Annotated in this window: 12 protein-coding genes; 9 read left to right on the top strand and 3 right to left on the bottom strand. The window is 37.3% G+C overall.

Going from position 1 to position 13,275, the window contains the following annotated elements; translation table 11 throughout:
* Positions 1–40 precede the first annotated feature (40 nt).
* From KO513_RS11215 to KO513_RS11205, 3 genes are all read left to right on the top strand, one after another.
* Positions 41–2,170: a pyrroloquinoline quinone-dependent dehydrogenase gene (locus KO513_RS11215; protein ID WP_215913443.1), complete on the top strand. Its 2,130-nt coding sequence runs from the start codon at positions 41–43 to the stop codon at positions 2,168–2,170.
* Positions 2,171–2,203: 33 nt separating this feature from the next.
* The gene (locus KO513_RS11210; protein WP_215913442.1) at positions 2,204–3,067 is read left to right on the top strand and encodes a fructosamine kinase family protein; all 864 of its coding nucleotides are present in this window, start codon (positions 2,204–2,206) and stop codon (positions 3,065–3,067) included.
* Between the two features lie 118 nt (positions 3,068–3,185).
* Positions 3,186–3,746 (top strand): hypothetical protein, encoded by a 561-nt coding sequence (locus KO513_RS11205; RefSeq protein WP_215913441.1) that lies wholly within the window; start codon positions 3,186–3,188, stop codon positions 3,744–3,746.
* 82 nt (positions 3,747–3,828) lie between these two features.
* Here the strand turns inward: KO513_RS11205 and KO513_RS11200 are convergent, their stop codons facing one another.
* Positions 3,829–5,022 (bottom strand): C40 family peptidase, encoded by a 1,194-nt coding sequence (locus KO513_RS11200; RefSeq protein ID WP_215913440.1) that lies wholly within the window; start codon positions 5,020–5,022, stop codon positions 3,829–3,831.
* A gap of 58 nt (positions 5,023–5,080) precedes the next feature.
* Here KO513_RS11200 and dcm point away from each other — a divergent pair, with 58 nt between their 5' ends.
* From dcm to KO513_RS11185, 3 genes are all read left to right on the top strand, one after another.
* Positions 5,081–6,307 carry a DNA (cytosine-5-)-methyltransferase gene (gene dcm / locus KO513_RS11195; protein WP_215913439.1) on the top strand — a complete coding sequence of 409 codons (1,227 nt, stop codon included), beginning with the start codon at positions 5,081–5,083 and terminating at the stop codon, positions 6,305–6,307.
* A gap of 29 nt (positions 6,308–6,336) precedes the next feature.
* Entirely contained in the window at positions 6,337–6,951 is a 615-nt protein-coding gene (locus KO513_RS11190) for a hypothetical protein (RefSeq protein WP_215913438.1), read from the top strand.
* A gap of 259 nt (positions 6,952–7,210) precedes the next feature.
* Positions 7,211–7,585 carry a hypothetical protein gene (locus KO513_RS11185; RefSeq protein WP_215436802.1) on the top strand — a complete coding sequence of 125 codons (375 nt, stop codon included), beginning with the start codon at positions 7,211–7,213 and terminating at the stop codon, positions 7,583–7,585.
* Positions 7,586–7,632: 47 nt separating this feature from the next.
* Here the strand turns inward: KO513_RS11185 and KO513_RS11180 are convergent, their stop codons facing one another.
* Together KO513_RS11180 and KO513_RS11175 are read right to left on the bottom strand one after the other, a co-directional pair.
* The gene (locus KO513_RS11180) at positions 7,633–8,076 is read right to left on the bottom strand and encodes a GNAT family N-acetyltransferase (protein WP_215436799.1); all 444 of its coding nucleotides are present in this window, start codon (positions 8,074–8,076) and stop codon (positions 7,633–7,635) included.
* 384 nt (positions 8,077–8,460) lie between these two features.
* Positions 8,461–8,892 carry an RpiB/LacA/LacB family sugar-phosphate isomerase gene (locus tag KO513_RS11175; protein WP_215913437.1) on the bottom strand — a complete coding sequence of 144 codons (432 nt, stop codon included), beginning with the start codon at positions 8,890–8,892 and terminating at the stop codon, positions 8,461–8,463.
* Between the two features lie 650 nt (positions 8,893–9,542).
* Between KO513_RS11175 and rnr the strand changes: the two genes are divergently transcribed.
* The 3 genes from rnr to KO513_RS11160 all read left to right on the top strand — a co-directional run bounded on the left by rnr (position 9,543) and on the right by KO513_RS11160 (position 13,266).
* The gene (rnr, locus tag KO513_RS11170) at positions 9,543–11,735 is read left to right on the top strand and encodes a ribonuclease R (RefSeq protein WP_215913436.1); all 2,193 of its coding nucleotides are present in this window, start codon (positions 9,543–9,545) and stop codon (positions 11,733–11,735) included.
* A 60-nt stretch (positions 11,736–11,795) separates the two neighbouring features.
* Positions 11,796–12,476: a head GIN domain-containing protein gene (locus KO513_RS11165; protein ID WP_215436789.1), complete on the top strand. Its 681-nt coding sequence runs from the start codon at positions 11,796–11,798 to the stop codon at positions 12,474–12,476.
* A 121-nt stretch (positions 12,477–12,597) separates the two neighbouring features.
* Entirely contained in the window at positions 12,598–13,266 is a 669-nt protein-coding gene (locus KO513_RS11160) for a LysE family translocator (RefSeq protein ID WP_215436787.1), read from the top strand.
* Positions 13,267–13,275 lie beyond the last annotated feature (9 nt).

Below are 13,275 nucleotides of genomic sequence, written 5' to 3'. Positions count from 1 at the left end.
AGTTTTTGCCTACATTTAGGAAAGCTATACTTTCTCCTATATGTTTTCAAAAAAAATAATTTTACCCCTGTTGTGCACTGCTCTGGGTATTCTGCTTTTTAGTTGTCAATCAGATACAAAACAAGAACCAGCAAATAAGGCCTATACCACATGGTCTTCCTATTTGGGCGACCCGGGCCGTAGTCACTACTCCACCCTTTCCGAGTTTACCAAGGACAATGTAAAAGACCTAAAAATTGCCTGGACGTATGAAGCGGCAGATTGGGGCCAGATGCAGATGAATCCCTTGGTGGTGGATAGTATGCTGTACGGGGTTACCGCAGCACTCAGAGTAGTAGCTTTAAATGCCAAAACGGGTAAGGAAATTTGGCAGTTTGGCGATTCCATACAAGTTTGGCATTCTACCAGTAGAGGTGTGTCGTATTGGGAAGAGGGTGACGACAAGCGGATTCTCTGTACACGCGGACCTCATCTTTTTGCTTTGGATGCCCTAACGGGAAAGCCCATATCCACTTTTGGCGATAACGGTAAAATAGACCTGCGATCAGGAATGCCTGAAAGTGCGCGGGAAAAGTTCGTGATATCCAATACGCCAGGAACCATTTTTAAAAACCTCATTGTAATGCCCCTTCGGCTCTCCGAAGGTTCTGGTGCCGCTCCGGGAAATCTTATGGCATTCAACGTCATTACAGGTGCCGTAGAATGGGTTTTTCATACCATTCCACATCCTGAGGAGGAAGGCTATGATACGTGGGAAGCAAATGCTTATTTAAGTGATGAGGTGGGCGCGGCCAACAATTGGGCCGGTATGGCGGTAGACGAAGAACTGGAAATCATTTATGCCCCTATAGGTTCCGCTGCACCTGATTTTTTCGGGGGAGCCCGAAAAGGAAGTAACCTTTATTCTGACTGTCTGTTGGCTTTGGATGCGAATACGGGCAAAAGGCTATGGCATTTTCAATTTACGCATCATGATCTATGGGACCGTGACCCTCCTGCCCCACCCAATCTTTTGATGGTAGAGCGAGGAGGTAAAAAAATTGCTGCCGTGGCTCAGGTTACCAAACAAGGTTATGTGTATGTTTTTGACAGAAAAACGGGCGAACCCCTTTTTGATATCAAAGAAATTCCTGTACCGGCTTCCACTTTGAACGGTGAGGAGACTTGGCCCACCCAGCCTATTCCCGTAAAACCGAAGCCTTTTGCACGGCAATCCACAGACATCACAGAAAACAATGTGAGTCCGTATGCGGAAAACCCGGATTCCCTTAAAGCCATTTTGAAGAAATTGGACAAGCGTATCTATGCCCCACCAAGCTTAGAGCCTACCTTACTTTTACCCGGTTACGATGGGGCCGCAGAATGGGGCGGAACAGCGGCCGACCCCGAAGAGGGAATTATTTATGTGAATTCTAACGAGATGCCTTGGATTATGCAAATGGGCGTAAACGACAACAAGTTAGAAACCTTACCCTTGGGCGAGGCTACCTATAGTCAATATTGTGTAAGCTGTCATCAAGCGGATAGAAAAGGACTGGCCGCAAGCGGATTCCCTTCATTGGTAGATATTGAACTCCGTAAATCTAAAGATGAAATCTCTTCTATCATTGCAAACGGGAAAGGGATGATGACGGGTTTCCCACAATTGAAACAGAAGGAAAAAGATGCACTCATCCGTTTTCTGTTCAATCAGGAAATTAAACATAACGTTTCGGAAATCACTAATTATGAAAAAGGATATCGAACACCCTACAAACACTTGGGCTACCATAAATTTTTGGATAAGAACGGGCTGCCGGCCATAGACCCGCCATGGGGAACAATGCATGCCATTAATTTAAATACCGCAGAGTATATTTGGTCTATTGTTTTGGGCGAATCTCCGGAACTCTTGGAAAAAGGCATCACCGGAACGGGAACAGAAAACTATGGAGGCCCTGTAATTACGGAAAACGGACTCCTGTTTATAGCTGCTACCCGCGATGGTTATTTTAGGGTTTTCGACAAACATACCGGAGCGAAACTGTGGGAATATAAATTATCTGCCCCGGCCTTTGCAACACCAGCCTTATATGAAGTAAACGGAAAACAATTTATTGCTCTAGCCTGTGGTGGTGAAAAATTAGGAACCAAAAAGGGGAATACCATTATTGCTTTCGCCTTAGATTGAAAAAGTCATTGTTAATGTCATACACTTAGTAGCGTGGATAAACATCTAAAGGAACATATTGCCTATTTGCTCTGTGTGAATATTGAACGTATCCAATCCGTTTCTGGGGGTGATATTTCCAAAGCCTACTTGCTGGAAACAGAAACCGAACGTTTCTTTTGTAAAATCAACCGAAGAGAAAATGGTTATGAGTTGTTTAAGGCCGAAAAATTAGGTTTGCAAGCCATTGCCCAATCCAAAACGATAAGCGTACCCAATATTTTACTCTGCGAACCCTTAGAAAAGGGCGGATTTTTGGTGATGGATTATATTGAAGCCAAACGCCCTTCAGAAACCGACTTTGAACTTTTGGGTCATCAACTGGCAGCCCTACACCGCTATACGACCCAAGACGAATTTGGGTTTTCCACGGACAATTATATTGGCAATCTTGAGCAGTCCAATACCAATCATCTGGATTGGGCGGAGTTCTATGTGAAAGAACGACTTGTTCCCCAATTGCAACTGGCGAAAGCAACGGGTAGGCTGAATGATGACGAGGTTCCTTCCGAAAACCAACTTTTAACAAATTGTAAAAATCTATTTCCCCACACAAAACCATCTTTATTACATGGCGATTTATGGAGCGGAAATTATCTTATATCAAAAAATGGCACCCCTTATTTAATAGATTCAGCGGTGTATTTTGGCCATCATGAAGTAGATTTGGCTATGACCCGGCTCTTTGGAGGTTTTGGTGCTTCTTTCTACAATGCCTATCAAGAACATTTTGCACCAATTGGTAATGAAAAAGAACGAACACATCTTTATCAACTTTACTATCTCTTAGTGCATTTAAACCTTTTTGGTAATTCTTATAAGGCTTCGGTTACTGAAATATTACAGCGGTATTTTTAAGTTTTTACTTACATTTAAAAACTTGTTCAGAAAGCGGGCACAGATAGTATTCTTACGCTCACCTTGCCGAAACATATAGACGTTTTAATATGCGATATCTAGTACTAATTTGAAGCAAATGGAAAATATATTAATCAAGAATACTTCTTTTTCTGAATATGAAGCTAGAATTAAACTATTGGTATTATCGTTTTCCGTTCAATTTGAAAATTTTGCAAGTAAATCTTTAGTGTTGATTCTAAATTTAGATGAACAAGCTATATCTCTTGGAAATAACAGTCAGGCATTATCAATGAATCAAAAGATTCAATTAATGTTGGACTCAAAATTCTTTAGTAAAAAAGATAAACAAAGTATTATAACATTTATGTCTATTAGAAATCAATTCATGCATAATTCTAATGCAAAATCTTTAGAAAGTTGTTTATCGTTCTTGACCGGTAAAGATAAATTCATAGAAAATGCATATCTAAAAAAGAAAGAGGAAAACGAAAAGGCTGGTGGGGAAAGAGCGGCAAATGTAAAAAAAGACGAAGAAATTAATGAGAAGGAATTACGTTCATATGATATAAGTGAAAAAGAAAAACTCTTATTTAAAAGTTGGGTTTCCTTAGCTAGTGATGTGGCAGACAGTTTTGAAAAGGTTTTTATAAAAATTTCTGAAGAAAGAAAATTCTAAAACTTGATAAAAATGAATTTTTATACCTGAACCTTAATGCCTTATCTAATGAACTTATTGGTTCCCATGACTAGCACGAGCATTAATCCTTAAAAACAGGATTTTTAATCAAGCTAATCAAAGCTTCGTCATTTTCCTTTAAGATGCGTTTTGAGCGCAAATAACGGTTATGGTTATGCTCGTCATAATTATCGGCATTTTTGTCCATACTGCTTATACGTACCATTTCTGAGGCGTGTATAAACTCATTGTTCCCGATCCACATACCCACGTGTACCACTTTTTCTGCGGTTGAGTCCGTGGCTTTTCTTCCAAAGAACAGCAAATCGCCTTTTTGTAGCTTATTAAAATTCATGACAGAATCAATGGCTTTACCCATATGTACCTGCTGCGAAGCATCTCTAGGAATAACCATTCCGTTAAGAAAAAAGATGGTCTTGGTAAACCCGCTGCAGTCCATACCCTTTGTTGAGGTTCCTCCCCATAGATAAGGAACACCCATAAGGGTTTTTGAAGTCGCTACAAGGCTCTCTTGATTAGGGTCCAATTTTTCCAACCAAGTTTCATACGGTTCTGCTTCTTCTTTGCTTACAAAGGCCTTTCTACCATCTGGGTACTGCACTTCAAAAAATTGTCCGTTCTCTCCTTTTAATTCTAGAATATCACCGGCAACCAAATCGGACACGCGTTGCCCAAGTTCAGCATTTTCATATGAATATCCCGCGGTTTGGGTGTAAATCAGCTTGGTTGTACTTTTCCATTTTTGAGCTTGGTTATCATCCATCAAAACAATTCCGCCTGCATCTACCCATGACAGATATTTATCCGGGGTTTGAATATAGAACCAATCGCCTTCTTTCTTAAAGACTTTTACCGGTGTACCTAATGTAGCCTGTGTTGCCAGCTCAGCAGAGTGTTTGGGATTACTCCTAAGATTGGCCACTGAAATATTGACTACCGCATTAGTTTTGCCCTCTAAATTTTTAGAAGGTAAAATTTCTATTCTACTTTCATAGGTAATATTTTCAGCATCTAAGGTGGTTTTCAAAAGTTCTACCGCTTCAGGGATGTTACTTTCGCCCATTAAAATATACTTTTCAGTATCTATAAAGGTGTGAACATCAAAAAGCGCCGTTCGTTTATCCGGAGCGTATTGTTTTTTTACATCTGTAATGGTCTGTAATAGTTTTGCTTCTCTCTCACTCTGTTTGGTGCACGAAACCAGAAAAAGCACAAAAAAACCGGTAACTAAAACCCCTAACTTATATCGCTTCATTTTTAAATCTATTATCATGTTTACTTTGCCTTAGTGAAATTATGTAATTTTATCGCAAATGAGCAAACTCAAGGCAATAGAACTTTTTGCAGGGGTAGGAGGATTTCGCCTAGGCCTGGAAAAAACCGGACAATATGAGGTAGTCTGGAGCAACCAATGGGAACCTTCAACCAAAGCGCAACATGCTTCTTTGGTGTATGAGGCCAATTTTGGCAAAGAAAACCACAGTAACCAAGATATTGCGGAAGTTGAAACGCAAACCATACCCGATGCAGACCTTCTGGTAGGCGGATTTCCCTGTCAAGATTACTCCGTAGCTACTACATTACAGAACTCCAAAGGTCTTATTGGTAAAAAAGGCGTGCTGTGGTGGAGTATTCATAAAATACTTTCGGAAAAAAAGAATCCGCCCAAATATTTATTTCTTGAAAATGTAGACCGTTTATTAAAATCACCTTCTGCCCAACGTGGGCGTGATTTTGCCATTATGTTGAAAAGTTTGGATGATCTGGGTTATGCCGTAGAATGGCGAGTTATTAATGCCGCGGACTATGGAATGCCACAACGGCGCAGACGCATATTTTTCTTAGGGTATCACAAATCAACTTCGCTTTACAAAAAACTTAAAAAGTCCGTTTCAACGGATTGGGTACTTTCCGAAGGTACTATAGCTTCTGCTTTTCCTGTGCAACAAACCACTCAAAAACCGATTTCCTTTGAAATTGAGGGTGATTTGGTTCACATTTCAAACAATTTTAATCTAGGTGAAAAGCTTTCCCCCTTTCAAAATACGGGTGTGTTCATAAACGGAAAAGTATTTACGGTAAAAACGCAAGCCAGTTATGATGGTAAACGTACTGTTTTAGGGGATGTGCTCCAAAATGGTGAAGTAACGCCTGAATTTTTTATTCCCGAAGAGGATTTTCCTAAATGGGAATATTTAAAAGGAGCTAAAAAAGAGGTGCGAACTGCCAAAACCGGTTTTACCTACAATTATAGTGAAGGCGGGATGATTTTTCCCGATGCCCTGGACAACGCGTCAAGGACTATTATTACCGGTGAAGGCGGAAAATCTCCTTCACGTTTTAAACATGTAGTGCAGACATCAAAAGGATTGCGACGATTGACACCTGTAGAATTGGAACGTTTAAATATGTTTCCTGATAATCATACGTTATTAGAGGGTATAAGTGATACCAAACGCGCCTTTTTTATGGGAAATGCCCTTGTGGTAGGTGTGGTAGAAAAAATTGCAGAAGCCTTGGCCGCTAAAATTCAGGTTTAGTTCTTCTGCGTAATACTAACAACTGTGCTATGTCGCTTCAAAGTAATTTCAAGTCAGATTTGGAAAGGGAGCAGAAGCTGTGCATTTTATTAGATCGCTATTACCGCCAATATCTAAAGCAATACTCTTTTGAGCGGGTGTCCCATATGAAACAGCAAATGGCGGGTATAGATTTAATTTTCACCCGTAAAGCCAGTGGTAAAACTTATTCTATTGACGAAAAGGCCCAACTAGATTACCTAAATGAAAACCTACCGACTTTTGCCTTTGAACTAAGTTACCAGAAGAACGGTATATTAAAAGAAGGTTGGTTGTTTGACTCTTCAAAAAAAACGGATTTCTACTCGTTGATAACTTCAATTTATGCGGATGCACCTAAAGAATTTACTTCGTGCAAAATTACCTTGGTAAATAGACAAAAACTAATAGACCTTTTAACGGCCCGATCCATTACCTCATCAAACTTAAAAAAATACATTGTGCCTGATAAAGAGCTTCATGGTAAAATTAAGATTAGTGAGTTGAACCATAGGAACGAAGGATACCTGTACGCATCCACAAAAAACAAGGCCGAAAAACCATTGAACCTTATTTTAAAGCTCGATTTTCTAGAAAAAACCGGTGTTGCCAAAAGATTGGCCTAACAGATTTTTTAGACTGATCAGTCTGTAAAGTTATATTATAGCTTTAAGGTTTGGTTTTGATTTACTTACAGCGTTATCAACATGTTTTTAAACGATGAAAATAGTTGATTTTTATATCCGTATTGTATCCAATTAGACCGGTCAGTCGGTTCTGTAAAATTGAATACAATGTACAAATTGAAAGACTCCGCGCTCTTAAAATGCTGTTAATCAACACTAAAAATTTGCAATTGCGGTTATTTTTTATATCTTATCCTTTATGGTAAGAACAGAAAAGTCAGAAAATCAGGAGTTTTTAGAGAAGTCGATCAATCATCTTGAAGCCACAGGTTTCGAAGATATCAAAGCGGATATTGAGGGGTACGATACTCCCAAATCCTATGTTAGAAAAGGTACGGATTCCAAAATTACCCCAGACATAGTAGCGCTTAAAAACGGTAGAAAATATTACTTTGAAATAAGCCTGAAATCATCTAAACCCAGACTGCTAAAAACCAAGTGGCTTTTCTTGGATACCTTAAGCAGAATGAATTCCAATAGATTCAGAATTATAACCACCAAGGGGCATTACAAGTTTACTGACAATATGTTGGAAGATATTAACCTATCCAATAAAGAACCTATTCGTATATAACATTGCAATTATAAGAAACAAAAAGGTCCGTATGTAACGGACCTTTTTTATTTTCTAACCATACCTATATGTGGTATGCCATCTTCAAGATAGCCATCTCCTACTTGGTCAAAACCTAAAGTATGATAAAAACGTTCTAGATATAATTGAGCGGATACTTTCATGACCGGCGTATTAAAGTGTTCCTCTACCGCCGCAATAGATGCTTTCATAATATCCTTTCCATAACCGTATTTTCTTTCGGAATATTTAACCACTACCCTACCAATACTTGCTTCATCAAAATAATCTCCCGGTTTAAATATTCTAGTATAAGCAACTATTTCATTGTTTTTAGTGGCTATAACGTGTAACGCTTTTTGATCCTTATCATCTATATCTTGGTAAACACAATCCTGTTCAACAACAAAAACTTCACTTCGTAACCTAAGAATATGGTAAAGTTCCAGTTTGGTAAGCGCTTCAAATGATTTTACATTTATTTCCATCATACTATCAATCTTGTACAATTATTTACGTGTTTTTACATTTTGGTATTTAAGTTGTATAGTAACGTTGTTAATACCTCATTTGTGATACACGATGTCTTTTATGTCTTAAGAATGTTGTAAAACTCCTTAACCTTGATGTTTTTATTGCGGCAACTGTTCTAAAACCTACTTTTTAAGCAAAAACAATAGTTTGGGAACTTGATTATATCTGCAATACACTACCCATATTAAAATGGATTTACATTGTATTGAACATATTTGGATACCTCATAACCTTCATAACAAGATTGCTCCAGTTATAAACATCTGGTAATTTAGCAAGATGGTTGGATAAGAAAGTGACTATAACGAAATTTTCCTTTTTAAAAGTAAAACTTTGGAAGCTTACTTACAAGGAATTTTTTCTATTCTCCTTTCATGTCTACCTCCCTCAAAATTGGTATTCAAAAAGGTCTTTACCATTTCTAATGCCTGTGGTAATGAAATAAATCTAGCCGGTAGACTTAATATATTAGCGTCATTGTGTTCTCTACTTAATTGAACAATTTCTTTTGTCCAACACAAAGCACAACGTACTTTTTGGTGTTTGTTGGCAGTCATTGAGGCACCGTTACCGCTACCACAAATAATAATTCCAAAATCAACATTACCGTTATCAACATCTGAGGCAACAGGATGTACAAAATCTGCATAATCAGCACTATCAGCTCCGTCAGTTCCGTAATTGCTAACCTCTATATTCATAGATTTCAATAAACCAACGATGGCCAATTTATAATCTGTACCCGCGTGATCGTTTCCAATAGCTATTTTCATTATGCGTAATCTTGTTAGAAGCTTAAATTTGTACGGTTTTATAAGTGTATAAAACCCTTTTATAGCTCTCAAAGGTACAAATACTAGTGCTTTACCACAACATGGATAGGGTTCACAACATTAGTTTTCTGTAAACACTTGTTCATTGTTAATTTGTTATTGTTAAAAGGTGTTTATATTGTTAATAACCTTGCAAAAGAAAGTAGATCTTAAATTTTGATTTCTCACCTGAATAGTACTCTACAAAACTAATCTCTAATTGAGAAAATTATTTTTACCCATTTTGTAATACGCTATCAAAATGTTATTGTCGGTAATTAACATTAAATTTACGTTTACTTATTAAATAATTTATGTTGATATCGCTTATCAACGAATATTGATAATGTAGTTATCATCCTGATTCTGTGTTATATTAGATCGGTACAAATTGTCAACAACTTCTTTAAGTAACATGGAACAACTATTTCTTCAAATTTTTATAAGCCTTATTAACACTCTATAATAACCACCAATTTTATTTTAAATTTTAAAAAAGAAAAACAGATTATAATATAGTTGTTGATAACCTTGTTTTGAGATCAAGGATGTTCAATAACGGATGTAATGGATTATAATTCGTAATTTACCGTATAAATTAAAGATAGTTAATGTCAAAGAACAAAAAGAAAGCTCGTAATCATAGAAACAACGAGATAACAAAAGGAATCTTTACCGTATTGGAGAAAGAACCTAAAAAGAGTTTCAATTATAAACAAATAGCGGCCAAACTTGGCCTTAACAATACCCAGGACCGTAACCAATTAATAAAAAGGTTGGGCCAACTTAAAGAAAAGAAAAGAATACAAGAAGAAGGCAGAGGTAATTATATGGCCTTGGCTTCTTCTAAAAAATACCACACAGGTACCGTTGATCTTACTGGTCGTGGCAATGCTTATATTGTCATAGAAGATATGGAGGATGATGTTTTCATTCCTGCCAATAAAGTTAAAAAGGCCTTTCATGGAGATACTGTAGAGGTGTACATCTTTCCAAGGAGAAAGGGCAAGAAATTAGAAGGTGAGATTACCAATATCTTGGAACGTAAGAAAACGGAGTTTGTGGGTATTGTAGATTTACAAAAGACCTTTGCTTTTGTACGTCCCACGGATTTTAGAATGTACACGGATTTCTTTGTTCCAAAAGATAGTATAAAAGGAGCTAATGATGGCGATAAGGTTATTGTTAGATTGGATGGTTGGGAAGACAAAGACGATTCACCCACCGGAACAATTATTGAGGTCTTGGGAAAACCAGGAGAGCATAACACAGAAATACATGCCATTTTAGCAGAATACGGACTCCCGTATGAATTTCCTACTGAGGTTGAGCGTTTTGCAGATACACTTGATACTTCTATAAAAGAAGAAGAAATAGCCAAAAGAAGGGATATGAGAGAGGTTTTAACCTTCACCATAGATCCTAAGGATGCAAAGGATTTTGATGATGCACTTTCTTTTGAAGTACTGGAAAATGGTAATTATGAAATAGGTATTCACATTGCAGATGTTTCTCATTACTTGGTACCGGATACCATTTTGGATGATGAGGCTTATGAAAGAGCTACTTCCGTTTATCTTGTGGATCGTGTGGTTCCCATGCTTCCGGAAGTATTGTCCAATAACGCTTGTTCGTTACGGCCAAAGGAAGAAAAATATACCTTCTCTGCAATTTTTGAAATGGATAAAGATGCCAATATCAAGAACCAGTGGTTTGGTAGAACGGCTATAAATTCCAATGAGCGTTTTGCTTATGAAGAGGCCCAACATATTATAGAAACCAAGGAAGGTAGTATTCCAAAAGAAATTTCTATTCGTGAAGATGCCTATACCGTTCCTGAAGATGTAGTAAACGCTACCTTGGAAATGGATAGGATGGCCAAAATTATGAGGGGCAGACGTATGCAAGAAGGTGCTCTTTCTTTTGATAAGGTAGAAGTACGTTTTAACCTGAACGAAGAAAGTGAGCCCGTTGGAGTTTTCTTTAAGGAATCTAAGGATGCCAATAAGTTAGTTGAGGAATTTATGCTGCTGGCCAATAGAAAAGTGGCCGAATTCATAGGCAAACAAAAACCTAAAAAGACGTTTGTATATCGTATTCACGATGATCCTAATGAAGATAAATTAATAGCGCTTAACGGTATTGTTTCCAGGTTTGGGCACAAGTTAGACTTTAAGGATAAAAAATCCATTAGCGCGTCTCTAAATCAGCTTTTGAGCGATGTTAAAGGCAAGAAAGAACAAAATTTGGTAGATACACTTGCTATACGTAGTATGAGCAAGGCTATTTATACAACGGATAATATTGGGCATTACGGTTTAGCGTTCGATTATTATACGCATTTTACCTCACCAATTAGAAGATACCCGGATGTAATGGTACATCGTTTATTGCAACATTATTTAGATGGTGGTGCATCTGTAAAAGAAGAGGTTTATGAACAGAAATGTAAACATTCTTCAGATATGGAGTACTTAGCTTCCAGTGCAGAAAGAGATTCCATTAAATACATGCAGATCAAGTTTATGCAAGACCACCAAGACCAAGAGTTTGTTGGTGTTATTAGTGGAGTTACCGAATGGGGTATTTATGTTGAAATTATAGAGAACAAGTGCGAAGGCATGGTGAGAATCAGCGATATAAAAGATGATTATTATACCTTTGACGAAAAGGAGTACGCAATTGTAGGAGAAAGGACAAAGAAAACTTACCAATTGGGTGATGAAGTAGTAGTCATGGTCAAAAACTCAGATTTGGTAAAACGTCATTTAGATTTCTCTCTTTTGGGAAAGCATGAGTCGTAATCGGTTCTTTTGGAACGGATTTTGTCTTTGAACTATCAAAATAACCTAAAAAGGTACATTATGAAAAAGTTCGTTTTGCTTGTCATTTGTATTCTTGGGCTTCAAGTCACTTTTGCCCAAGATGCTACTATGACTCAAGACTTAACTAAATTCTCAGAGGTTAAGGCTTTTGATGGTCTTTCCATTAAGCTTATCAAGGCAAATGAGAATAAGGCCGTTATATCCGGTGAGAATATAGATAAGGTAGCTATTGTTAATAATGATGGTGTTCTTAAAATAAGAATGCAAATAGGTAAAATTTTTAGTGGGTACAGAACTTTTGTTGATTTGTACTATACCGAAAAACTTATTGTTATAGACGTTAACGAAGATGCTAGAATAGTTTCGGATGAATCTATAAAACAAGAAGTTATTGAGCTTAAGGCCCAAGAAGGTGGCGAACTGGAAATTAATGCCGAAGTTGAACAGATGTTGGTAAAGACAGTTACCGGTGGAATGATTTCAACCAGTGGCTCCTCTAATTTACAGGATATTGTCATAAATACCGGTGGTGTTTATGAGGGGAAAGAATTCATAACTAAGTTTTCTACTATAAATGTGAATGCCGGATCTCGTGCAGAGATTTACGCATCGGATTATGTAAAGGCCACTGTAAAGGCCGGCGGAGAGGTTTTGGTGTACGGCAATCCTAAAAAAATGGATGAAAAAACTGTGTTTGGTGGTACGGTAACACGAATGTAATCGGTTTTTATTCCAGTTTTAATCCCTTAGCTTTGTGGTGTAGCCTTTCCAATTTCTTATCAGGAAGGGTAAAACTACATTTCGCTTTAAAATTAATAGTAAAGAATACCAAGAATAACGCATGTGGGAAGACATTCAGGCAGCAGTTCCATTAGGCTTTTTTTTAAGCTTTATGATTGGGCCTGTTTTCTTTGTTCTTTTGGAAACAAGTGCCATTAAAGGATTTAGGGCGGCCCTTATTTTTGATTTTGGGGTTATTCTTGCAGATGGTGTTTTTCTTGTTCTTGCTTATTTTAGTAGTTTTCAACTTCTTGAAAATTTAAGCAACCAGCCCGGTCTGTATGTTTTTGGAGGTGCAATACTTCTGGTGTATGGTATTGTTACCATATTTAAAAAACCTCCCAAACAGGTAGAAACTAATATAAAAGTTAAGAAAAGCGATTATCTAGGTCTGTTCGTAAAAGGTTTTCTGCTGAATTTTATAAATATTGGGGTGTTGGTATTTTGGTTGGGTATTATCATTGTGGTAGGACCTAGTTTGGATAATGACCCTAACCGTATTGTAGTGTTCTTTTCTGCAATGGTGGGGGCTTATTTTGTAACGGATATATTTAAGATTCTTCTGGCGAAACAGTTAAAGAAGAAACTAACGGTAAACAGAATATTTTTCATTAAAAAAGGACTTGGTATTATTTTGATTATATGTGGTATAGTGCTAATAATCAAAGGTTTTTTACCAAAAGACCAGTTTAATATAGAAAACGGTATTGAACGTATAGAAAAGCTTTAGCTAAATAAT

The sequence above is a fragment of the Zobellia sp. B3R18 genome (genome assembly GCF_018860715.1).
GTDB classification, from domain to species: Bacteria; Bacteroidota; Bacteroidia; order Flavobacteriales; family Flavobacteriaceae; genus Zobellia; species Zobellia russellii.
This window is presented reverse-complemented; position numbering and strand designations above follow the sequence as displayed.